The sequence below is a fragment of the Mesorhizobium sp. Root554 genome (assembly GCF_001427025.1).
In the GTDB taxonomy this organism is placed as follows: domain Bacteria; phylum Pseudomonadota; class Alphaproteobacteria; order Rhizobiales; family Rhizobiaceae; genus Mesorhizobium.
In genome coordinates, this window is sequence record NZ_LMGA01000001.1 from 2,180,725 (window position 1) to 2,199,863 (window position 19,139).

The following is a 19,139-nucleotide window of genomic DNA, read 5'->3' on the forward strand; positions in this document are numbered from 1 at the left end:
GTCAGGCGCTTGCCAGGAACAGCGAGCGGATGTCCGGCACGGCTGTCGTAAACACACGGCGGCGGTGTTCGTACTCGGCAATGGTCTGGCGATCGTGCACCACCTCGCGGGCATACTCCTCCTCGATCATTCTCAGGGCTTCCTCGGGCGTGTAGCTAAGCGGCGCCCTTTCCCGAAGCATGATCGCGTCGGCGCGGTAGATGCGGTCGATGATATCGCAGCCGGTGAGGATGGAATCGCGCTTCGCCTCGTCGGTAAGCCGCTCCGAATTCAGCCAGGTCATCACCTCTCTCACAAGCCCCTGGAAGCGCTCCGGCAGGCGCTTGTAATTCTGGAAAAGCCATTTCGTGCGACCGTTGGTCATGCCGTGCAGATGGCACAGGGCCGCCAGCTCGAACCGCATCGTCTCGCGCATGATGTGGAGGCTGGTGTCGTAGTCGCCCGATCCCCACGCGCCCATGATGTCCTTGAACTCGGGATAGCCACCCTTCCTGTTGCTGTAGAAGATAAAAGCAAGCTTGTTCCAGAAGTCCTCATCGAAGAACGCGGCATATTCGTCGGCGTTCTGGACGCAGCGCCCGACCCTGAGCTTGTGCAGGCCATCGCCCACTCCGTCCGAAAGATGTTGGCGCAGGATCTTGGTGCTGGCCCGGGCACGCTCATAGAGCGAAAGAACCTCGTCCTTCCAGCCTTCCACTTCCGCGCGCGTCAGGTACTCGACGTCGAAACCGAAACCTCCCGCGGAAAGATAGTCGTAATAGGCGCGGACCCTGCTGCCGTCATGAGCGATATAAGACCGCGGCCCCACACGCTGCGCATCGGGAAGCTCATCGCCGATGACGTAAAGATCGATGTCCGAGTGCTTGTTGCCGATCCCCTCGACCAGAGTGCCGGAGAGCACAACCATGTCACCCGGCAGCGCGCAGGCCCGCTCGAATATCTCCTGCTCCGACACCACGAGCTGGCCGCCAAGAAACTCGTATATCCGGCCACCTGTCGAATCGAGCTTTGCTTTCGCGGCCTCGCTCATCTTTCAGGTCCTCCAATACTGCGCATGGCGTCGTTTCCGCCATGCGTCTCTCAGGTCAGTCCCAGCAGCCGGTCCGCATTGCCATGTGCGATTTTGGCGACGTCGGCAGGCGCCAGCGCGATCTTGTCCAGAAAATGGCGGCCTTCTTCGTTGCTGCTGAAGGGGTAATCTATGGAAAACATCACCCGGTCGATGCCGAACGTATCGATGGCGACCTTGAGCGCCGGCTGGCTGAAAACCCCGCTGGTCGTCAGATGGACCTGTTCGAGCATCGTCTGCCGGAGCGGCCGCTCGATGCCGACGAAATCCGGCACGAAGAGTTCGTCGCAGCGATCGAGCATCATCGGCAGCATTTCACCCATATGACCGATGATGAGTTGCAGCGAGGGGTGACGATCCAGGCAGCCGGCAGCGATCAGCCGCAAGACGTGGATCGCCGTCTCGGCGTGCCAGCCGAAACCGGCCATCGCCAGCAGCATGTTCACCGGCGGCTTCAAACCGCTGAAATAGGCGTCGCGCACCGCCTTGGGCGGAATGCCGGGATGGATATAAAGCGGCACCTTGAGCTGTTCGGCGCGCGCGAGGATGGGCTCGAAGGACTCGTGATCCAGGAACAGGTCGTCGGTCAGGCCGCTTATCAGAGCGCCGACGAAGCCGAACTCGTTGACGGTGCGCGCCAGTTCGTCGGCCGACGCCTGCGGGCTCGTCATCGGCAGATGCGCGAACGCCGCGAAGCGGCCCGGATGGGCCTTCATTTTCTCGGCGACGGTGTCGTTGTATTCGCGGGCCATCGCAATGCCCGCCTCGCCCTCGACCAGGTCCGCCGCGGGGCCCAGAACGGAAAGCACCTGCACGGTGATGCCACTCTCGTCCATCAGCCTGATGCGCTCGTCGTCCATGTCGTTGAGCTGGCGAACCCAGTTTTCTATGCCGGGCTGGCGCGCCTGCTTGGAATACCCTCTTTTTTCCTTCGCAGCCGGATCGATCCGGTCGGTAAAGGACGAAAAGCGAACGTGTTCTTCGAGAGAAACTATGCGCATGGATGCTTCCTGGGATTCGTCACGGTCCAGGCTACAGCCTTACCCGCCACGAAGGCCGGCGAAAACAGCCGATCCCGAAAATGAAAACCCTTGCCGGCCAACTTAAGGACAACGGCAAGGTTCAAGAATTCACCAAATCTGCCGCAAGCAAGCCGCGATATCCGGTCAGCCATCTGGGGTGCTCCCACCGAAAATCGGCGGAAGCACCCCAGAAAGGAGAACCGGTTGGGATCGGAAGCCTCAGAGAGGCTTCTTCTCCGGCAGCACGTGGCGCCACTTGTCCATTTCACCACCAGGTGAAGTGATAAGGTTCGCTTCACCTGCCGTGTCGATGATGACCTCGGCGGCAGGCGGAATGTTCAGGAATTCCATGTGCTGGGTGGCGCAGTAACAGCCCACGTCCATGACAAGCACAAAATCCTCCGGACCGACGGTGCTCGGCGCGGTATATTCACCCGGCAGAACGTAGTCGTGGCGCAGGATGCCGCGCCCACGGATGGCGACATCGATCGCATCCTTGTCGGCGGGAATTTCCTTCATGTTCTTGTCGAGGAACTTCACATTGTGGTGACGTTCCTTGTACTGAGCCGAAGGAATGAGCACACGCGAACCGTTGGTCAGGACCTGGTAGTTGCCCGGGTTCTTGATCGGCTCACGCTTGATGCTCAGCAACAGCGCGGCGCAGTCGCCGAGAAGATCGCGGGCCGGCTCGAACCAGAACTTCACGTGCTCGCCAACGCCGTAATTCTTGGCGATTTCGCGCAGGCGAACGAAATATTCGTCCCACTCGAAGTGCTTCTTTTCCTCTTCGAGCTCTTCGTAGCTGAAGGCATAGCCGCCAGCGAAGTTGATCGCCGAGGCCTCCGGGAAGTAGGTCTTGTGGATCATGAAGACCTGCTCGAGGATGCCGACCATGCCGCCAAGCGAATTGCCGCTGCCGCAATAGAGTTCGAAGCAGTCGAGCTTGCGGTTGCTCTTGTCGAGCAGCGCACGCAGTTCGCTGAGCTGGCTGTACTTGATGCCGGGCTTGCCGGAACCAAGGCTATCCAGGCGAACGTTGATCGAGGCCTTCGGATGGTTCTTGATCAGGTAGGAAATCTCGTCGAGGCTCGACAGGAACATCGGGTCGCCGGTCGGCGCCCAGAAGTCGATGTCGGCATTGGAGACGTGGCCGGGCGAGATGATGAATTTGTCGAAGCCATGCTGCTTCTTGAGCAGCTTGTATTCTGCCGGAAGCTGAAGCAGGACGCCGACATTGAGCTGCTGGAACGGCTTGATGACATGCGGGTTGGAATTCGGGAAGAACGGAACGAAAAGCTCCACCCTTTTGTCGATTCCGGCCGCGAGGGCGGCGTGCTTGATGCGCCTGACATTCTTGATCAGATGGGCTTCGCTGTAGACGAAAGCCGGCGTGCCGACAGTGTCGGCCACGGTCTTAAGATTGTGGCTCTCGAGCCATGTGTTCGACAACCTATCGGCGCTTGGCGCCTTACTAACTTCCGCCATTTTGTCGTTCATTAAGCAACCCTCTTCATAAAGATGTCATGCCTCTGTCAAATTTGAGAACTTTCTTCCTTGATAAGCAAGCTCTTTTTTGATCTCGGCTCCTTTTTTTGATCCGCTGGACCCCAATCTCTCTTTTTTGATCCGCTAGATTGACCGAGTTGAAGCGTTCCGATACTTTTTTTAACATTGAAACTCAGACACATTGGTCCGCGCGCGGCTTCGGCCGCCTTACCCCATAACCGCGTCATGCAAATTTTCGCATGACGTCATCCAACCGCTATGAGGCACCCCTTTCATGTTGACGCAGGTTTACGAAGCAGCCACGCCCGATGACGCCCGCCGCATGTGCGAGATCGGCCTCGATCACGTCGGACTGATCATCGGATCCGGCGAGTATCCGCGCGAACTTCCGTTCGATCAGGCCAGGGAAATTGCGGCGGAAATCAAGGGGCCTTCGAAATTCCTGGCTCTTTTCATGAGCAGCAATGTCGATTTCATCGCCGACTGGGTTGCTCGTCTGAAGGCGCCTGTCCTTCACCTGGGTGCGCATGCCGACAAGATCACGCCGGCCGATGTCGCCTCGCTCAAGCGCCAGTTGCCCAACACCAAGCTGATGCGCAGCATTCCCATGACCGGCGAGGAAAGCATCGAAATCGCCAGGAGCTATGAAAACATCGCCGACTTCCTGCTTCTCGACAGCATCGCCGCGAACGGCCAGTTCGGCGCCCTCGGCGTCACCCATGACTGGAATGTCAGCCGCAAGATCGTCGAACAGGTGAAGACCCCTGTAATCCTGGCCGGCGGCCTGCACCCCGGCAACGTTGCCGAGGCCATACGCAAGGTCAGGCCTTTCGGCGTCGACTCCTTCTCCAAGACGAACCGCAATGACGGTTCGTTCCGCAAGGATTTTGACCTGGTTCGACGCTTCCATGAAGAAGCCCGGGCGGCGTTGGGATAATTCCCGTCATACCAGCCGCGGCAGGCCGCATTTCTGCCGCTGGCTGTTATTAATCGGTTTAGTTCAAACACCCGGCCATGCGCTTTATCGCAGCGGCCGGGTTTCTTTTAAATGCTTTCCTGGACCCGCTTCACCGAAGTGATCGTGTCCTCGAGACTGGCTTCCTTCCAGATCGGATCGCCGGTCCAGCGCTCGGTCAGTGCCCGGTACATCGCGGTCATCGGCGGGATGAGCTGCGGCGGCGCCTTTTCCATCTTCGGCCAGCTGTCGCGCGGCACCTTCGTCGCCGCCCAGTGGCGCACCTGGCCACCGAGATCGATACGGGCGTAATAGTCGCGCAGGATCTGCTTGCCGACGTGGAAATCGCCGAGCAGGAAGCGGTTCTCGTCGGCGGTGCCCGCCGTATCGACAAGAATGATCTCCCCGTCGGCGGCGATGCCGAACTCGAATTTCCCGTCGCTGTGGTCGAGGCCGACCTTGGCTGCGTGCTTAGTCAGCACATCGTCGATCTGGATGGTCAGCTGCTTGACCCGGTCCATCTGCGCGTCGGACAGCAGCGCGACATCCTTGGCCTCGTCCTCGGTGATGAACCGGTCGATCTCTTCCAGCTTGGTGGTGAACTCGATCACCGGGCGCGGCAACCGGTCGGCCGGCTTCGGCATCTTGGTCAGGCCAAGCGACTCCAGCGAGATTTCTCCGCTGTCGAGGCGGCGGAAAGCCGACGATCCGGGCGGCAGCGAATTGCGGAAGATCACCTGCAACGGGATCAGGCAGTTGCGGGCGTTGCGGTAGAGTGCGCCATCGGCCGGATCGAGCACCCGCAGAAGTTGGAACTCTATACGGTTCGGCGGCAGGAACCGCAGGAAATGCGTCCGGATGCCATGCTCTTTCAGAAGAGCGAAATTGGCGACCGCCATGCGGCAAAGCGCTTCGCCCTTGCCGGGAATCTTGTCCGGCATCTTGCCGTAATGAAAAATCGAATAATCGTCGGTGAAATCGAAAATGCCGATACCCTCGGCATTATCGGTCGGCGCCTGCACGACGGTTAAATTCTTGGTGGACCACTTTTTTGGCATGGCCGGATATGCAACTCGTTACTGGCGCCGGAATATGGCGCGATTGACTGTTACTTGGACGCAAAAGCCCAGTCTGGAACACGCTCCACAGACGCCGCCGTATTGGTGGCGCGCGTGAACCAGTAGTCGCTGACGGTGCCTTCCTGCTTCATTTCCTTCAGCCATCCCACCGCCTTCGATGGGTTGCGCGTGAAGCTGAAGCAGCCCGGACCCATGCTGCTCATGCCGATCGCGTCGATGCCGTTCTTGCGCGACTCGTTGAGAACCTTGTGGACCTTCGGGTTCTGGATTCCGATCTGCTTCTGCTTGAAGTAGGTGTCGAAGGTGATGCGGTTGAAGGCGATGCAGAACGCCTCGTAGTCGCCTTCCACCACGGCGGGCGCCAGCCCCATGAACACGGCATGCGCGGTCTTGCGTGCCTCCACCAGCGGGATCGGCAGTTCCTTGCGGAAGAAGTCGGCTTCCGGCTGGCCATGGATATGCTCGCCGGCCGGCATGATCATCAGGATCGGCCAGTTCGGAAACGCCGTGGAAACCAGAACAGGCGGCTTGCGCCCGGCGCGCGCGAAGCGGCTGGGGACCAGATACTTCTTCGGATCGTCGGAAAAATCGTTGGTCACCCGGTGGCCGCCGTCGCAGATGAAGCCGCCGCGGTCCGTCAGGTTGACGCTGCCGCCGGAGGTGCCGGCGCGGCCGGCATAGATGGCGATCTCCTCGGTCGTCATGTTGCGCTCGTTGAGCGCGGCGTAGGCCTTGCCGATGCTGAGCAGCGCCGTGGTCTTGGAACCGAAGCCGCTGTGGCGGGGCAAGCCGGCCTCGACGACGATCTTGGCCGGATCGCCCTTGATGCCCCGGCGCAGACGCTGCAGGTAATCCTCGAAGATTTCCTTGTAGTCCGACGCGTTGTCGTCAGTGACCACACTCATCTTCTTGGAAGGCGTGGCCAGAACGCGGAAACTCGGCGCGGCGACGGCCAGCGAAGCCATGCCGTTCTTGCGGCCCATTTCACCATTCAGATCGATCAGCGTGAAGCTGAGGCGTGCTGCAGACGTGACACGAACCGACCATCCCTCATCGCCCGACCGCAATTCGGAAAAACTGGGTGCTGGTCCGGCTGAAAGCGTCGAAGCGTCTGGTCCTGCCCGCATTACGATATCCACACCCGTTTCTGAGCCTGTCGCATTATTGCGATTTTTCGCAGATTAGGAACACGGCTAATCACTGTCAACGACCAAACCGGGACGCGGCGGGATTTGTCGGGCGGCAGCAGGCGCCGCCCGCCGGTCAGAGTTTTTTGCGTGGCGTGGGGTCGAGATTGAAGATCCGTGCCGCGTTCAACCCAAGGATGTTGCGCTTGGCCTGCTCGGACAGGAACGGCAGGTCGTAGATGGTCGAGGGCAGGTCGAAGTCGAAATGCGGCCAGTCCGAAGCGAACAGCAGCTGCGTCTCGGCATTGATCATGTCGAGCGTCACCTTCAGCGCATCAGGATGCGTCGTCTCCATCGGCTGCGTCGTATACCAGCAGTTCTCCCGCATATATTCGCTCGGCAATTTCTTGAGCTGGGGCGCTTCGGACTGGCGCATCAGGTACTGATCGTCCAGTCGCTGCATCAGGAAGGGAACCCAGGCCAGACCGCTCTCCACCCATATGGACTTCAGCCTGGGGAAGCGCTCCGGAATGCCGTTCAGGATCCAGTTCGTCATGTGGACCATATTGCACCAGACGAAGCCCAGCGCGTGCATGCCGAGGAACCGGTTGACGGTCATCAGCGACGGGTCCTGCCAGTGGTAGCCGGAGTGGAACGCGATCGGTTTGTCGAATTCCTGCATCACCGAATAGAGTTCCATATAGTCGTTGTGATGCACCGGCTTGTACCGCGTGCTGGTGACGCAGAAGCCGATGACGCTGTCGTGGTGGCCGACCTCCCTGACCGTTCGCACCGCCTCTTCCGGCGTGTTGAACGGGATATAGGCCAGCGTCTTGATGCGGTCGTCCGCCGCCAGGATGCGCTCGATCATGAAGCGGTTGTAGGCGCGGCCCAGCCACACCTCCATCTCGGGCTGCGGATGCATGCCAAGGAACAGCATCGGCGTCGGGAACACGACCATATAGTCGATGCCGAGCGAATTCATCGCCCTTTGCGTCAGCACGACGTCGCGATGCACATCCGTCTCGCTGACGGTCTCGCGCCGGTCGTCGCTCATCGGTATGCGGCCCCCGACAGACTGATAGCGAAGGCCGAAATCGCCGTTCAGCCCATAGGGCGGCGCACCCATGCGCTGCTTGTAGTAGCGGATGGCGTTGTCCTTCACGACCGGATCTTCAATGTACTGGATGATCTCGTGCCAGGATATTGACTCGATATGGTGGGCGTCGATGTCGCAGATCAGCCAATCCTCGAAGCCCCGCTTCTTGGCGTCCTTGCGGGCATGGTCGAGGATGTCGCGCGTATCGGTGTGGATGCCGATGGTTTGAACCGGCATGGGTTCCCCAGGGCGGGAAAGCGGGGTCGCATCGTTCATCGTCTTCTACCTTCAGCCTTGCTCGTCGTCGCGATAGGTGTCCTCGTCCGGACGCCTGCGATACCAGAGCGCGAGTTCCATGGGTCCCAGTTTCAGGGCCCGCAAAAGTTCGGCCACAGCCGTCAGCACTTCGGTCGCGGTCAGTTCCTCGTCGCCGCGCCCTGCAACCGGCTTGAACGTTCTCTCCTCGCCGTCGGACTTGGCGTAGTAGAGCCGCACCGCGGCCGTCATCAACTGCGCGACAGCCTCGTCGGAAATGCGGGAAGCCTCGCCCTTTCCGACCAGATCCCGACTTGAAGCAAGCAGTTTTGCCGCTGCTTCGTCGACCCAGGCGTATTCGTCATTCCGCCGTGGATCGTTCGGGTTCAACATAAACTTCTCCATTGCGGACTACCAGGTCGGCCTTGCGCAGCTTGATGCCCGAATGTCCGGGATGCACGCCGGTCCTGATATCGTATTCATATCCATGCCACGGACAGACAACGTGGGTATCATGTTCATGATATTGCAACGTGCGCACCTTGCCGTCCGTTCCAAACGGCTCAAGCACCCGCTTCATGATCACGCCCTGGCAGACGGGTCCGCCCCGATGGGCGCATTCATTGTGCCAGGCGTAGAGTTCGCCATCGAGCTTGAAGATGCCGATTTCGTCCTCGCCGCACTGGATCAGCTTGCGTCCGCCCTCTTCGATATCATCGATATTGCCAACGTGATATTCAGTCATTCTTTGTCTCAGAATAGATACGAATTTCTAATCTCATAATGGACACCTTGGCGCGCGGGGGCAAGGTGCTGATGCATCACAAACTGCCGTGCCGGCAAAATCGACCCGGTCTTCCGTTCAATGGCGAAACAGCCTCATGCCGGTGAACACCATGGCGATGCCATGCTCGTCCGCGGCCTTGATCACCTCCTCGTCGCGAACCGAGCTGCCCTGCTGGATGATCGCCGTAGCGCCGGCTTCCACGGCGACGAGAAGGCTGTCGGCAAAGGGAAGAAAAGCATCGGAAGCCATCACCGATCCCTTGACCAGCGAACCGGGCGCTTGCGCGGTCTTCGCCGCGTCCTCGGCTTTGAGCACGCCTATGCGGGCAGAATCGACGCGGCTGGTCTGGCCGGCGCCTATCCCCACCGTCGCGCCATCGCGCGCATAGAGAACGGCGTTCGACTTGACGTGCTTGACCACCCGAAAGGCGAAGCGCAGGTCGTCGAGTTCCTTTTCGGTCGGCTGGCGTTTCGTCACCACCTTGAAGTCCATGTCTTCCACCACCGCATTGTCGCGGGACTGGACGAGCATGCCGCCCGCTACCGACTTGAAGGTGATGCCGGCGCCGCGCGGATCGGGAAGATCGCCAGCCAGCAGCAGCCGCAGGTTCTTCTTGGCGCCGATGATGGCGATCGCTTCCTTGCTGGCGTCGGGCGCGATGATGACTTCGGTGAATATCTCGGTGATCGCGCGCGCCGTCTCCGCGTCGATCGTCCGGTTCATCGCCACCACCCCGCCGAAGGCCGAGGTCGGGTCGGTCGCCAGCGCCTTGCGATATGCGCCGAGCAGGCTTCCGTCCTCCGCCACGCCACAGGGATTGGCATGTTTGACGATGACGCAGGCAGCTGTGCGCGCCGGATCGAACTCCGCCGCGCATTGATAGGCGGCGTCGGCATCGACGATGTTGTTGTAGGAAAGCTGCTTGCCCTGCACCTGCCGCGCCGTGGCGACGCCGGGGCGCTTTTCGGCGGTGTGATAGAAGGCGGCGCTCTGATGCGGGTTCTCGCCGTAGCGCAAGGTCTCGGCCAGCGTGCCGCCGACGGTCAGCCAGTCCTGCGTTTTTTCATCGACCTGATCGGCGAACCAGCCGGCAATCGCCGCATCGTAGGCGGCGGTCCGCGCAAACGCCTTGGCCGCCAGGCGGCGGCGAAGCTTTAGCGTTGTATCGCCATCATTGTCGCTGAGATCGTCGAGCACGGCGGCATAATCAGCCGGATCGACGACGACAACGACATCGGCATGGTTCTTGGCAGCCGCCCGGACCATGGCAACGCCGCCTATGTCGACATTTTCGACGCAATCCTCGAAGGAGGCGCCGGACCGCGCCGTCTCCTCGAACGGATAGAAATTGGAGACCAGAAGGTCGATCTGCGGAATCCCGTGCTGGCGCATCGCTGCCTGGTGCTGGTGATCGTCCCGCTTGGCCAGCAGGCCGCCATGCACCTTGGGATGCAGCGCCTTGACGCGTCCGTCCATGATCTCGGGGAAGCCGGTCAATTCGGCGATGTCCAGCACGGTCAGGCCGGCATTCGTCAAAGCCTTGCGCGTGCCGCCGGTGGACACCAGCTGAATGCCCCTGCCCGACAACGCGCGGGCGAACTCGACGATGCCGGTCTTGTCCGAGACCGAAAGCAGGGCACGGCCGACCACGCGCTTGTGCGACGCCGCGGCGGATGATTTTCGATGCGATAAAGTCAAGGCAACCTCTTTTGTTTCCCGGCGCAGTGCGCGATTGCGTCGATGATCTGGCTGTATCCGGTGCATCGGCACACATTGGCGCCCATCCACTCGACGATGTCCTGCCGGCTCGGGTCGGGCTTCGCGTCAAGAAGCGCTGTCGCCAGCATGATCATGCCGCTGGAGCAGAACCCGCACTGGAAAACCGACTCGTCCAGGAACGCCTGCTGCAGCGGATGCAGCCGGCCATCGGCACCCGTCAGCCCTTCGATGGTCGAAATCGCGCCGCCATCGGCCTCGAAGGCAAGCGTCGCGCAGGCCGCCACCGGCAGGCCGTCCAGCAGCACCGTGCATGCTCCGCACGCGGCATGGTCGCAGGCCACGCGCGTGCCTGTCAGCTGATGCTCACGGCGCAGGAAATCGACAAGCACGCGGCTTTCCTCGACCTCGCCGCTCCAGGCCTCGCCGTTGATGGTGCAGTTGATCTCAACCACGGCGCATCCTTTCCAGCAACCGCGGCAGCACGGCTGACAGATAGTCGGCGTGGAAGCCCGAAAGGACAGGAATTTCGGCCTTGTCGCCGACCGCGACCAGCGGATTGCGGCCGAGACCGCCGAGCGCGACGATGACGCGCCCGTCGGCGAAGTCGCCGCGCACGACCAGTGCATAATCCCGCAACGACCGGTCGATGCTGAGCCGGATTTTTCCGGGCTCCGCTATGGCCACATACAGCAGGAGACCGCCTGTATCGACCGCCTGCCCTGCGGGCACCACGCGCGCGCCGCCATCGACATCGCCAAACACGGCCTCAGCCCCACAGGCCGCCAGAATGGTCGCCGCCTCATAGGCTGGCATGGCCGCCATCAGATTGCCGCCCACCGTGCCGCGCGCCCTGATCCGCACATTGCCGATCCCGCTCCATATCCGCGCCAGGTCGGGGAAGACCGCGTTCACCTGCGTATCCGAGGATACGCAGCGATGCGTGGTGCCAGCGCCGATCCTGAGTGTCTGTCCGTCGAAAGACACAGCCTTCAGCGCCTCGACCCGCGACAGGCTCGCAATGCAGCGAGGCGAGAGCCCGGCCTTCATGCGGTCGACCAGATCGAGGCCGCCGCCCATCACGGTTGCGCCTTCGCGCATCAGCGCCAGCGTCTCGTCCACCGTGGAAGGCCGCGCCAGTTCGAAGGGCGCGATGCGGAAGCCGGAATGGCTGCCGACCAGCTCCGCAGGCGATGATGGCCCTGCTGTGGTCACTTCTGAACCCCATTCGCCGACCGGGAACCCTGCAGCGCCTTGAACAGATCCGCCGCCGTCATCGGCAACGCCGTCAGCCGCGCGCCGACCGCATCGTCGATAGCGTTGGCGATTGCCGCCGCGATCGGCAGGATGCCGGCCTCGCCGATGCCCTTGGCGCCGAACGGCCCCGGCCCGCCGCCGGTCTCCAGCACGATGGCCTGCACCTCGTCCGGCAGGTCGACGGTTCGCGGCACCCGATAGCGCTGGCCGGTGGCGTTGACGGCATCCGCGCCCTCGAAGCGCAGACATTCGAACAGCGCCTGTCCGTAGCCCTGGATCGCCGCGCCGATGATCTGCCCTTTGCACTTCGCCAGATCGATAGCCCGGCCCGCATCGGCCGCCACGACCAGCTTGCGAACCTTGACCGCGGCGGTGATCTCGTCGATCTCCACTTCCGCCGCCGCCCAGGCCGGCTGCCAGTAGAGCGGGTTCGACCCGAATTTGATGCCCGCCTTGCGGGCATGCGCCTGTTCGCCGCTGCCGACCACGATCGGAGCGTTACTGCCGGCCTTGAGTTGCTCCAGCACGTGTCGCGCCGCCCGCTCGACCGCGCCGGCGCCGAGCACGACGCCGGTGCAGGCATTGGTGCCGTCGTCATAGGGTGTCACATCGGTATCTGTGCCGGTGATCCGCACCTGCTCCGGCGCGATGCCCAGCACCTCGCCGACCACCCTTGCGGCAACGGCGCGCGCGCCCTGCCCCATTTCGGCGGTGCCGAATTCGACGACCGTCTCGCCATGCGGATCGTGGCTGATGCGCGCCTCGGAACGCCGTCCGTGCGCGCCGGCGCTCTTGAACCCGACCGCCAGCCCGACGCCCCTGTTGGCTGGACGTGGCGCTTGGAAAGCGATCGCCTCGGCGACGCTTTCCAGCCCGCCGATGAAATCGCAATCGATGGGCGTGTCGTCCGGCAGGTAGTCCTTGCTGCGGCCCACCAGGTTCCTGCGTCGTATAGCCAGCGGATCGAGCGCCAGCCGCCGCGCGATCATGTCGACCTGTGACTCGGAAGCCCATGTCGCCTGCGGCCTGCCATAGCCGCGGAACGAGCCGGATGGGATGGTGGTCGTGCGCAGCACCGAAACCTCGATGCGCGCGGCCTCCCATTGGTAGGGACCGGGAAAGCAATAGCCGAGCTGCGAGGCGACAAGCACGCTGGCGTCGGCATAGGCGCCGCCGTTCAACCAGGCCTTGCAATCACGCGCGATCAGCCGGCCGTCGGCCGAGACGCCGGTTCGAAGCCGCATGGTCGCCGGATGCTGGCTGAGGCTGAGCATCGCCTCGTCCATGCCGGGCGCAAGCCGGACCGGGCATCCCGCCTTGCGCGCCAGAAGCACGGCGAGAGGCTCGATCTTGCAATGGCTCTTGGCGCCGAAGCCGCCACCGATCAGTCCGGAATAAACCCGGATCGTCTCTTCGGCCATGCCGAAGACCCGCGCGATCTCGCGCTTGATCTCGAACGGCTCCTGCGTGTTGCTCCACAGCTCGACGCTCGCGGCATCAGCCCGCGCAATCGCAACCAGCGGCTCAAGATGATAATGCGCCATGCGGGAGAATTCGAACGCGTCTTCATAGACGTGGTCACACGCAGCGAACGCCGCCTCCAGATCGCCGAAGCCATGCTCGAAACGGTAGAGGACGTTGCCCTCCGGCTCCATGAAGCCGCCGACCCCCGGATTGTAGGTCTGCGTCCCCGAACGCTGTGGAAACAACAGTGGCGCATCCGCCGCCATCGCGTCCTCGACGGTAGGCACCGGCTTCAACGCCTCGTACTCCACCTCGATGTTTGCCAGAGCGGCATAGGCGGTCGCCTCGTCCACGGCGATCACCGCCGCCACCGGGTCGCCGATGTGCCGGACCCTGTCGATGGCGATCAGCGGCTGGTCGCGCACGAACATGCCGTAGTATGGATCAAGCCCTTCGAGGTCGCGGGCCGTGACAACCGCGATCACGCCAGGCATGGCCTCCGCGGCATCGCTGTTCAGCCTGACGATGCGCGCATGGGCGAGAGGACTGCGGAGCAGCTTGGCGTGCGCCATGCCCGGCAGCACAAGGTCCGACACGTAGTCGGCGCGGCCGGTGACCTTGCGCACCTCATGTTCAAGATAGGAAGCCGCCGCTGAAGCCAAACTGCCTCTCCGCTTCGAAAACGCGGCGCGACACCGCCGCGGACCGCAAGGCATAGTCAAATCACCCGAATGCCTGCTCGGCAACAGCCGCGCCTCAGCCTTTCGGCACGCCCAATTGCGCGGCCACCGCATTGAGCGCGCCGACCCTGCCTTCAACATTGGCGCCGGCAAAGCCGTTTTCCAGCTTGCCTACCAACGCGCGGAATTGCTCGAACTCCTCGGCTGCCGCCTTCGCCGTCAGGGGCTGATCGTCATAGGCATCGACGAAGCGCTGCGCGGCATAGGAAATCAGGAACAAAGCAGCCGCGTTTTCAGGCTCGGAGACGATCCGGGCGCGAGCGGCGCGCGCGCATGCATCATAGGCACGTACGCTGCCACCTTGCTCATCCAATGTCTTCACCAGCGTATCGAACATGATGTCCTTTCACCAACCGCCGTTGATATCGCTCCGCGTGGAAAAAAGAAGTTGCTTCTGGAAACCACACTTTCGCGCCGCTCCAGCTTTCTTCTATTGTTCTGCTGACAGGCTAGGAGGTTCCAGCCACGACATTCCAATGGAGTGGCATCATCGGGTCGAAAACCGTGATCGGGCCGGCTCCGGTGTCGATCCTGGCGGGAAACTTGATCGGCTCCGCTTCGCGTTGAAGCGTCATCCGGCCTTCATTCACCGGCAGCCGGTAGAACGCAGGACCGTGCAGCGAGACGAAGCCCTCGAGCTTGTCCAGCGCCTCCTCCTGTTCGAACACTTCGGCGAGACAGGACATCGTGTTGAGTGATGAGAAGATGCCGGCGCAGCCGCAGGCGCATTCCTTGAGCGGATCGAGATGCGGCGCCGAATCCGTGCCGAGGAAGAAGCGCGGATCGCCCGATGTCGCGGCTTCGCGGAGCGCCAGCCTGTGTGTTTCCCGCTTGGCCACCGGCAGGCAGTAGTAATGCGGCCGGATGGCGCCCGCCAGCAGTGCGTTGCGGTTGATGATCAGGTGATGCGTGGTGATGGTGGCGGCCGTGTTGCTCGCCTGCGAGCGGGCGTAGTCGATGCCTTCGCGGGTCGTCACATGCTCCATCACGATCCGCAGTTCCGGTATCCGGCGACGCAGCGGATCGAGAACGGTCTCGATGAACACGGCCTCCCGGTCGAAAATGTCGATTTTCGGATCTACCACTTCACCATGGACGCAAAGTGGCAGACCAATCTCGGCCATCCGCTCCAGCACCGGATAGACCTTGGTGATATCCCGAACGCCGCCGTGGGAATTCGTCGTCGCACCCGCCGGATAAAGCTTGACCGCGGTAATCTCGCCCTCCCGGAAACCGGCCTCGACATCGTCAGGATCGGTGCCCTCGGTGAGGTAGAGCGTCATCAGCGGGGTGAAATCGTCGCCCGCAGGCAGCGCCGCCACGATGCGTTGGCGATAGGCCTTGGCGTCCGCCGTCGTCACCACCGGCGGAACGAGATTTGGCATGATGATCGCCCGGCGGAAATGCGCCGACGTGTGTGGCAGCACCCCTTCCAGAACCGAACCGTCACGAAGATGCAGATGCCAGTCGTCGGGCTTCCTGATTGTCAGGCTTGTCATGATTTTCCTTTGAGGAACTCATAGACAATATCGGTCGCAGCAACGAAGTCCGTCAACTCCATCGCTTCGTCTGGATTGTGGGAACCATTGCGGTTGCGCACGAAAACCATCGCCGAAGGCACGCCGGCCTCCGCGAAGACCGCCGCGTCGTGGCCACCGCCGCTCGGCATGATGAAAGGCTCCTGGCCGACGCGCTTCATGGCGTCCTTCAGGCCATCGACCAGCTTGGGATCGCAGATCGCCGGTTCGACGGTCATTTCCTCGTCCATCTCGAAGCGGACCTTGCGCTCCTTTTCGATCTGCTTCATCTCGGTCTTGAGCAGCTTGCGCATGTCGTCCAGCGTCTTCTTGCTCTGGCTGCGGACATCCAGGCTGAAGCTTACCGAATCGGGAATGCGCGACATCGCGTGCTTGTCTGGATCGGTCATCACCACCCCGCTGGTCAGCACAAGGTCGTCGCCCTTGTTCAGGATGGTTGTCCAACTGTCGTCCAGCCGCACCAGCAGATCGGCCAGCGCCAGAACAGGATCGCGGCGATAGGCTTTCGGCACCGCGCCGGAATGGCCGGCCTCGCCGATGCAGCGGATCGCGCGGTGGCGGAAATTGCCGCGAATGCCGGTCACGACCGCGGCCGGAATCTTCTTGCCGACAAGCAGCGGCCCCTGCTCGATATGCAGTTCGAGATAAGCCTCGATCGCCTTCAGGTCGATCAGTGGCGTTCCGCGCTTTACTTTCGGCATCGGGATTCCGATGTCAGCCATATGCTCGCCGAGCGAGCGACCGTCGGCCTTGTGCTTGGCCTTGATTTCCTTGGCGCCCAGCGTGCCGGTAAGCGCCTTCGAACCGATGTAGCAAGGCCCGAACCAGGCGCTTTCCTCGCCGCGCATGGCCAGAACATGGACGGGCCGTTCGAAAGTCTGCTTTTCCCTCTTGGCGCGAACCAGGCAGACGAGACCCGCGACCACACCGGCCAGGCCGTCGAAATTGCCCCCGAACGGCACGCTGTCGACATGTGAGCCGACGACGACGAAGCTTTTGGCATCCTTGTCTTCGGGCAGGCTGAAATTCGCATTCATGCCGTCGTCATACCAGACGGCGAGGCCGTTCTTGCGCGCGAACGTCTCCAGGAATTTCAGCGTCTGCGTCTCGATATCGGAAAAGGCGGGACGGCTGAAACCCTCCACATCCCTGGTTCTGTCGGCGATGGTCTCCAGCAAATACCTGGCGACGTCGATATCGCCGACTTCGTCGTCGGCCGAAAGTTTGCGTACCGCTGTCATGGAGCAGCCTCCATGAACACGACACGGTCTTCCTGCTCCTCATCGATGATCGTTCCGATCAGGTCGCGCACCGAGGAGATGCCTTCGGCGGTCAGATACTTTTTCAGGTCGTCGATGATGGAAACCATCACCGTCGGATTGATGAAGGTCGCCGTGCCGACCTGTACGGCGCTGGCGCCGACCATCAGATATTCGATGACGTCCTCGACAGTGGAGATGCCGCCGCAGCCGATGACCGGAATGTTGGTCGCCTTGGCGCACTGATAGGCCATGCGCAGGGTGATCGGCTTGATCGACGGGCCGGAAAGACCGCCCAGCAGGTTGCCGAGCTTCGGCCTGCGCGAGCGGATATCGATGGCCATCGACAGGACGGTGTTTGCCACCACCAGCGCATCGGCCCCGCCCTCTTCGGCGGCGCGCGCGACATCGGGCGTCTCGCCGGTGTTCGGCGTCAGCTTTGCCCACAGTGGCAGCTTGGTGGCCTTGCGCAGCTTGCGCATGACCTCATAGGTCGACGACGGCCTTATGGCGAACGCCTTGCCGTCCTCCTCGATATTCGGACACGAGATATTGACTTCGATCGCCTCGACGCCGTCGACACTGACTTCCGAACACAACGCAGCGAACTCGTCCGCCGTGTTGCCGGAAATGCTGACCACCAGCGGTGTCTTGTAGGCCTGGTAGAACGGCACGACGTTATCGAGGAAGTAGCGCGAGCCCTTGCTGGGGATGCCGATGGAATTCAGCATCGAGCCGCCGACTTCGCAGACGCGCGGCGTCGGATTGCCGTCGCGCCAGCCCTTGGTGATCGTCTTTGTTACATGGGCGCCGAGCTTGTCGAGATCGAAGACGTCGGCAAGGTCCTCGGAGAAGGTCCCCGATGCCGGCATGATCGGGTTCTTCAGCTTGAGACCCGCAATATTGACCGATAGATCTACCATGTCATTGCTTCCTGAATGTCGAACACAGGGCCTTCACGGCATACGCGCAGCTGCACGACCTTGTCGTTTTTCTGGAAGGGTCGGACGCAGCAGTAACACATGCCCAAACCGCAAGCCATTTGCTGCTCGAGTGCAATCTGGCCGGGAACATCGTGGCGGCGGCCCAGCTGCTGAAGCAGCTTGAGCATCCTGTTCGATCCGCAAGTGTAGAAGGCGTCCACACCGTCGTCGGCGATCAGGCCCTCGATGATGGTTTCCAGATTGCTGGTGGCGGAGGTGCCCTCGGAATCGGTGACCGTGATCACCCGGGCGCCGAGATCCTTGAAATAGTCTACCGACATCAAAAGTTCTGGCGAGCGCGCGCTGCAGATCACCGTCATGCGTTTGTTCAGACGCCGCGCTTCGAGCGCCAGCGGCGCAAGTGTCGCCAGTCCGACGCCGCGCGCCAGCAGAACAAGATGATTCCAGTTCGCCTCGATAGCGAACGGCTTGCCGAGCGGGCCGAGCACATTGAGCGTGCCCCCCTCCTCCAGGAAGCCCAAAGCCCGCGTTCCCTCGCCTGTAACCTTGTAGAGGAAATGCAGCTCTCCCAGTTCGGGATAGAAGCCGTAGATGCTCATCGGGCGGCGCAGATAGGGCGCCTCGCCACCTATATGAGGGCAGAGCAGATGAAAGAACTGCCCGGCATGGCAGCGCTCAAGAAGCTCGACTGGAGCATCGAGCACCAGCTTGCGGTACTCGCCGTTCACAGGCTCGTTGCTCTTGATGCGGAGATCCAGTTCCGAAACGCCGGCTACCTTTTGGTCGCGATTTGAATTCGCGTGCATGACATGGACGCGGGTCATTCAGACACCTCGTTTCTCATGCCCGCAAAGCGATGCAAACCTACCACCCTCACACCTGCCGTTAGAGGCATGTTCACGCTCCCCAATACACAACTCCACATCGTCATCTCGAAATCGATCCCGAAAAATGGACAGGTCTGTTCAAAACGCCCGATGCAATCATTCCGGGAAAAGCGAACACCTCCACCCATGCCTCCTATATAGTCACTCGCAATCAAGAGCCTAAGGACCGCTCTTGTCAATAAAAATCCCAAAATTGAGATAGATTTCCAAAACTGTCCAATAATTGATATTAACGTCTGCTCCAAGCGACAATGCGCAAAGTTTTATCTATGCGGAAATGCTGGTTTTTTCCGGTTTGGCCAATCGGACAAAATCTTGAGTCGCCGAACGATTCCGGATGCGCGATCGCGCTGCTGGCGATTCGGCTGTCTTCTGTCTCGAAATTCGATTTCCGGCAGAAAAAAGCCTGTCCGTTGAAACTCTTGCGAGAAACCG

18 protein-coding genes are annotated in these 19,139 nt (G+C 61.5%); 1 reads left to right on the top strand and 17 read right to left on the bottom strand.

Features of this window, described 5'->3' with window-relative positions; genetic code table 11:
• Position 1: 1 nt before the first annotated feature.
• The 3 genes from ASD44_RS10625 to ASD44_RS10635 form a co-directional block, all read right to left on the bottom strand.
• Positions 2-1,030, bottom strand: coding sequence for a hypothetical protein (locus ASD44_RS10625; RefSeq protein WP_056111455.1), 1,029 nt, complete (start codon positions 1,028-1,030; stop codon positions 2-4).
• Between the two features lie 50 nt (positions 1,031-1,080).
• The gene (locus ASD44_RS10630; protein WP_056111458.1) at positions 1,081-2,070 is read right to left on the bottom strand and encodes an amidohydrolase family protein; all 990 of its coding nucleotides are present in this window, start codon (positions 2,068-2,070) and stop codon (positions 1,081-1,083) included.
• A gap of 240 nt (positions 2,071-2,310) precedes the next feature.
• Positions 2,311-3,588 (bottom strand): hypothetical protein, encoded by a 1,278-nt coding sequence (locus ASD44_RS10635; protein ID WP_056111461.1) that lies wholly within the window; start codon positions 3,586-3,588, stop codon positions 2,311-2,313.
• Positions 3,589-3,871: 283 nt separating this feature from the next.
• Here ASD44_RS10635 and ASD44_RS10640 point away from each other — a divergent pair, with 283 nt between their 5' ends.
• Positions 3,872-4,534: a phosphoribosylanthranilate isomerase gene (locus ASD44_RS10640; RefSeq protein WP_056111464.1), complete on the top strand. Its 663-nt coding sequence runs from the start codon at positions 3,872-3,874 to the stop codon at positions 4,532-4,534.
• A gap of 107 nt (positions 4,535-4,641) precedes the next feature.
• Here ASD44_RS10640 and ASD44_RS10645 read toward each other — a convergent pair whose 3' ends face one another.
• From ASD44_RS10645 to ASD44_RS10710, 14 genes are all read right to left on the bottom strand, one after another.
• Positions 4,642-5,610: a phosphoribosylaminoimidazolesuccinocarboxamide synthase gene (locus ASD44_RS10645; RefSeq protein WP_056111469.1), complete on the bottom strand. Its 969-nt coding sequence runs from the start codon at positions 5,608-5,610 to the stop codon at positions 4,642-4,644.
• A gap of 50 nt (positions 5,611-5,660) precedes the next feature.
• Positions 5,661-6,758 carry a beta-ribofuranosylaminobenzene 5'-phosphate synthase family protein gene (locus ASD44_RS10650; RefSeq protein ID WP_082542441.1) on the bottom strand — a complete coding sequence of 366 codons (1,098 nt, stop codon included), beginning with the start codon at positions 6,756-6,758 and terminating at the stop codon, positions 5,661-5,663.
• Between the two features lie 136 nt (positions 6,759-6,894).
• On the bottom strand, positions 6,895-8,094 hold the full coding sequence (locus ASD44_RS10655) for an amidohydrolase family protein (protein ID WP_244478755.1): 1,200 nt from the start codon (positions 8,092-8,094) through the stop codon (positions 6,895-6,897).
• Between the two features lie 51 nt (positions 8,095-8,145).
• Positions 8,146-8,505: a hypothetical protein gene (locus ASD44_RS10660; RefSeq protein ID WP_056111478.1), complete on the bottom strand. Its 360-nt coding sequence runs from the start codon at positions 8,503-8,505 to the stop codon at positions 8,146-8,148.
• Positions 8,474-8,857, bottom strand: coding sequence for a Rieske 2Fe-2S domain-containing protein (locus ASD44_RS10665; RefSeq protein ID WP_056111481.1), 384 nt, complete (start codon positions 8,855-8,857; stop codon positions 8,474-8,476). Before ASD44_RS10665 ends, ASD44_RS10660 begins: the two co-directional genes overlap by 32 nt.
• A gap of 117 nt (positions 8,858-8,974) precedes the next feature.
• Positions 8,975-10,663 (bottom strand): bifunctional phosphoribosylaminoimidazolecarboxamide formyltransferase/IMP cyclohydrolase, encoded by a 1,689-nt coding sequence (purH, locus tag ASD44_RS10670; protein ID WP_082542442.1) that lies wholly within the window; start codon positions 10,661-10,663, stop codon positions 8,975-8,977.
• Positions 10,594-11,070, bottom strand: a complete 477-nt coding sequence (locus ASD44_RS10675) for a (2Fe-2S)-binding protein (RefSeq protein WP_056111487.1) — start codon at positions 11,068-11,070, stop codon at positions 10,594-10,596. Before ASD44_RS10675 ends, purH begins: the two co-directional genes overlap by 70 nt.
• A complete protein-coding gene (locus tag ASD44_RS18760; RefSeq protein WP_056111490.1) occupies positions 11,063-11,830 on the bottom strand; it encodes an FAD binding domain-containing protein in 768 nt (255 codons plus the stop codon). Before ASD44_RS18760 ends, ASD44_RS10675 begins: the two co-directional genes overlap by 8 nt.
• Positions 11,827-13,998: a xanthine dehydrogenase family protein molybdopterin-binding subunit gene (locus ASD44_RS10685; protein ID WP_056111492.1), complete on the bottom strand. Its 2,172-nt coding sequence runs from the start codon at positions 13,996-13,998 to the stop codon at positions 11,827-11,829. Before ASD44_RS10685 ends, ASD44_RS18760 begins: the two co-directional genes overlap by 4 nt.
• A 94-nt stretch (positions 13,999-14,092) precedes the next feature.
• Positions 14,093-14,413, bottom strand: a complete 321-nt coding sequence (locus tag ASD44_RS10690) for a hypothetical protein (RefSeq protein ID WP_056111495.1) — start codon at positions 14,411-14,413, stop codon at positions 14,093-14,095.
• A gap of 112 nt (positions 14,414-14,525) precedes the next feature.
• On the bottom strand, positions 14,526-15,575 hold the full coding sequence (pyrC, locus tag ASD44_RS10695; RefSeq protein WP_056111499.1) for a dihydroorotase: 1,050 nt from the start codon (positions 15,573-15,575) through the stop codon (positions 14,526-14,528).
• Positions 15,572-16,855 carry a Zn-dependent hydrolase gene (locus ASD44_RS10700; RefSeq protein WP_056111502.1) on the bottom strand — a complete coding sequence of 428 codons (1,284 nt, stop codon included), beginning with the start codon at positions 16,853-16,855 and terminating at the stop codon, positions 15,572-15,574. The genes pyrC and ASD44_RS10700 overlap by 4 nt, the downstream gene beginning before the upstream one ends.
• Positions 16,852-17,796 (bottom strand): dihydroorotate dehydrogenase, encoded by a 945-nt coding sequence (locus ASD44_RS10705; protein WP_056111506.1) that lies wholly within the window; start codon positions 17,794-17,796, stop codon positions 16,852-16,854. The genes ASD44_RS10700 and ASD44_RS10705 overlap by 4 nt, the downstream gene beginning before the upstream one ends.
• Positions 17,790-18,641, bottom strand: a complete 852-nt coding sequence (locus ASD44_RS10710) for a dihydroorotate dehydrogenase electron transfer subunit (protein ID WP_244478756.1) — start codon at positions 18,639-18,641, stop codon at positions 17,790-17,792. Before ASD44_RS10710 ends, ASD44_RS10705 begins: the two co-directional genes overlap by 7 nt.
• Positions 18,642-19,139 lie beyond the last annotated feature (498 nt).

Excerpts from the sequence above, each read along its gene's own strand:
- ASD44_RS10625 (WP_056111455.1), bottom strand. The coding sequence starts at position 1,030 with ATGAGCGAGGCCGCGAAAGCAAAGCTCGATTCGACAGGTGGCCGGATA.
- ASD44_RS10630 (WP_056111458.1), bottom strand. The coding sequence starts at position 2,070 with ATGCGCATAGTTTCTCTCGAAGAACACGTTCGCTTTTCGTCCTTTACC.
- ASD44_RS10635 (WP_056111461.1), bottom strand. The coding sequence starts at position 3,588 with ATGAACGACAAAATGGCGGAAGTTAGTAAGGCGCCAAGCGCCGATAGG.
- ASD44_RS10640 (WP_056111464.1), top strand. The coding sequence starts at position 3,872 with ATGTTGACGCAGGTTTACGAAGCAGCCACGCCCGATGACGCCCGCCGC.
- ASD44_RS10645 (WP_056111469.1), bottom strand. The coding sequence starts at position 5,610 with ATGCCAAAAAAGTGGTCCACCAAGAATTTAACCGTCGTGCAGGCGCCG.
- ASD44_RS10650 (WP_082542441.1), bottom strand. The coding sequence starts at position 6,758 with ATGCGGGCAGGACCAGACGCTTCGACGCTTTCAGCCGGACCAGCACCC.
- ASD44_RS10655 (WP_244478755.1), bottom strand. The coding sequence starts at position 8,094 with ATGCCGGTTCAAACCATCGGCATCCACACCGATACGCGCGACATCCTC.
- ASD44_RS10660 (WP_056111478.1), bottom strand. The coding sequence starts at position 8,505 with ATGTTGAACCCGAACGATCCACGGCGGAATGACGAATACGCCTGGGTC.
- ASD44_RS10665 (WP_056111481.1), bottom strand. The coding sequence starts at position 8,857 with ATGACTGAATATCACGTTGGCAATATCGATGATATCGAAGAGGGCGGA.
- purH (WP_082542442.1), bottom strand. The coding sequence starts at position 10,663 with ATGCACCGGATACAGCCAGATCATCGACGCAATCGCGCACTGCGCCGG.
- ASD44_RS10690 (WP_056111495.1), bottom strand. The coding sequence starts at position 14,413 with ATGTTCGATACGCTGGTGAAGACATTGGATGAGCAAGGTGGCAGCGTA.
- pyrC (WP_056111499.1), bottom strand. The coding sequence starts at position 15,575 with ATGACAAGCCTGACAATCAGGAAGCCCGACGACTGGCATCTGCATCTT.
- ASD44_RS10700 (WP_056111502.1), bottom strand. The coding sequence starts at position 16,855 with ATGACAGCGGTACGCAAACTTTCGGCCGACGACGAAGTCGGCGATATC.
- ASD44_RS10705 (WP_056111506.1), bottom strand. The coding sequence starts at position 17,796 with ATGGTAGATCTATCGGTCAATATTGCGGGTCTCAAGCTGAAGAACCCG.
- ASD44_RS10710 (WP_244478756.1), bottom strand. The coding sequence starts at position 18,641 with ATGACCCGCGTCCATGTCATGCACGCGAATTCAAATCGCGACCAAAAG.